Origin of the sequence: Herbaspirillum sp. SJZ107 (assembly GCF_006715485.1) — a bacterium.
GTDB lineage: Bacteria > Pseudomonadota > Gammaproteobacteria > Burkholderiales > Burkholderiaceae_D > Telluria.
This window is the reverse complement of the sequence record NZ_VFNH01000013.1, coordinates 1-2,716: the sequence shown is the minus strand read 5'-3', so window position 1 is coordinate 2,716 and position 2,716 is coordinate 1. Positions and strand designations below refer to the sequence as shown.

At 59.9% G+C, this 2,716-nt stretch carries 2 protein-coding genes; both read right to left on the bottom strand.

Features of this window, described 5'->3' with window-relative positions; genetic code table 11:
• A partial coding sequence (locus FBX97_RS29400; RefSeq protein ID WP_255517686.1) for a TonB-dependent siderophore receptor occupies positions 1 to 1,871 on the bottom strand: 1,871 nt, incomplete at its 3' end.
• Between the two features lie 611 nt (positions 1,872 to 2,482).
• On the bottom strand, positions 2,483 to 2,716 hold a 234-nt coding region (locus tag FBX97_RS29395; protein ID WP_141839550.1), incomplete at its 5' end, for a TonB-dependent receptor.

The following is a 2,716-nucleotide window of genomic DNA, read 5'->3' as shown; positions in this document are numbered from 1 at the left end:
GGGTCGTTGATCGCGTGGTACGAGAAGAACGAACCGGCATTGCCGGTTTCCGCCGGGTTCGGTGCGCGGAAACCGCGGGCGAAGGAACCACGGACGGCGAAGGTCTTGCTCGGGGTCCACTTGATGGTAGCCGCAGGCGTGAACGAATTGCCGTAGGTATCGAAGTGGTCGTAACGGCTCGACAGGTTGATTTCGGTATTGGCGATCGGGGTGGCGCGCAGTTCGGCGAAGGCCGCGGTATTGGTTTCCGAACCCATCACGAAGGCCGAGGTGTTGCCCACCTGGCCGTTCAAGGTCAGCGGCGATGCCGGAGCATCCCAGGTACGCTTGTGCCAGTGCACGCCGGCCGCTACAGCCAGCGGACCTGCGCCCAGCTGCATCAGTTCGCGCGAACCGACGGCGTCGAAGTAGTTCAGCCTTGAGTCCAGCGTATTCGAGAAGCGCGGCGACACCTGGTTGATCAGGGCCGGCGAATTGCCGCCTACCACGTTCCACTGGCCGTTACGGATCAGGCTGTACAGTGCGGCACGGTCGACGTAGCCGCTGTAGTCGATGTCGACCTTCGATTCGGTCAGGCCGCCGGCGACGCTGACATCCCAGCCGTAGGCGCTGCCGTGCAGGTCGAGCGCCAGGCGGTAGGTGTTGGCGGTGTTGTCCGAGGTCTGGGTGCCTTCCAGGCCCGGGATGTAGCCGTACAGGCTGGTCAGGCCGCTCATCGGATTGCGGAACGGGGTGTTGTTACCGGTCGAGCCGATCGTGGCGCCCGGCTGGAAACGGGTGGTCGGGACGCGGCCCACACCGGTGGTCAGCACGCCGTTGTTGAACGAGGTGTTGCCGGCATAGCTGGCGCCGGTGGTGTACACCGGCGACACGCCGCGGTTGTTCAGGCTGTCACGGCGGAATATCGAACCCTTGAAGGCCAGTTCCCATTCGTTGTTCAGCTTCTTGGTCATGCCGACCAGGACGTTCAGGTTCTCGGTTTCCGGCTGGATGAACGAGGTGGTGTCGCGCACTGCGCAACCGCCTGCCATGTACGAGGTGTAGTTGCAGTTCGGATCCAGGAACTGGAAGTTGGCCGCGTTGTTGACGCCGCCGGTGCCCGGGGTGTACAGGTAAGGCGAGCTGGCCGTGGTCAGGTAGTTGTTCAGCGAGGTCGGCACGCCCAGGGTCAGGTTGTTGCCGCCGCGCGAACGCCAGTCGCGGTTGTCCCACGCGTTCTGGTCACGCTGCGACACGCGGATCGAGCCCTGATGGCGCCATTCGGCGGTGATGAAGGCGTTGTAGCCGTCGTTGTCCAGGTCGCCGGTACCGGCACTGATCGACGCGCGGTTGGTCTTGCCGCCGCCATGCTGGGTGTCGCCGGTTTCTGCAGCGGCGCGGACGCCGGTGAAGTTCTTCTTCAGCTTGATGTTGACCACGCCTGCAACCGCGTCCGAACCGTACAGCGACGAAGCGCCGGCCTTCAGGACTTCGATCTGGTCGATGGCATCGAACGGGATGTTGGAGACGTCGACGAAGGAGCGCTGCGAATCGTCGCCGATCGCGTATGGCGACATGCGGTGGCCGTCGAGCAGGACCAGGGTCGAGCCGACCGACAGGCCACGCAGCGAGACGCCGGCGGCGCCGTTGGCGAATGCGCCGGAGAAGCCGGTGCCCAGGGTACCTGCGCCGTTGGAGGCCAGGTCGTTCAGCAGTTCGGCAACGGAAGTTTTGCCGCTGCGCTGGATGTCTTGTGCCGTCAGCACTTGCACCGGGGTAGCGGTTTCAGTGTCGGTACGGCTGATCAGCGAGCCGGTCACGACCACGCGCTGCGGTGCGCTCGTGGCGCCGGCAGCCTCGGTGGTCTGTGCCATTGCGGGCAAGGATGCCATCAGGGCACCGCTAGCGATCGCGCATGCTACCGCAAATGGCATCGACTTCATTTTAAACATCATGGAAACTTCTCCTTCGTGGATTTCTCTCAAAGTAGGTTCATCTACCGCGTGTTGACGTGTTCTCCAAATTTCCCAGTACCGAGATATTTCAGTTTGGCATTGGAAAAATGTCTATACATACAACCATGCTTGCTCTTTTGATGTCAATTTTCATTTATACAGAAAAATTGACATTTTTGCTTTTTTGCAATTATTTGCACCGCGGAAGTGCGCATGCGCACCATGCTGCAGTGCAGCATGAGAAGGGAGGAATTCTCGTCAGATATCCCATAAATACATATGTACATACGCAACAAATAAATACAGGAGAAAGTTTGATCTAAAGAATCTTTGACGCGCCGCAACAACGCACCGTTTGGTTATGGTAATTACGTGCCATATGCACGCTTAAGTGGCATGCATTTAAATGGACAAAGATTTTTCTAGCGTTGGGTCCACGCAACATTTTTTGCGCTGCGTACCCGGCATCGAGGGAACCAAAACAAAAAACCCCGCCAGCGGAGTCATCCGCTGCCGGGGCTAGAGCTGGAACTAGGCTGTGAAACGGCTTAGAACGTGTAGTTCAGGCCTACGCTGTAGAAGCGGCCGACAGCGCCTGCCTGGTGCAGCGAAGCGTTGTACGAGGTCTGCACACCCGAGTTGCCGTAGGTACCGACGTCGATCGGCGGCTGCTTGTCGAACAGGTTGAGGATCGCGCCGCGCAGCGTCAGGTTCGGGCTCAGCTTGTACTGCACGTTCAGGTTGGTCGTGGTGAACGACGCAACGTGGCAGTAGAAGTCAGG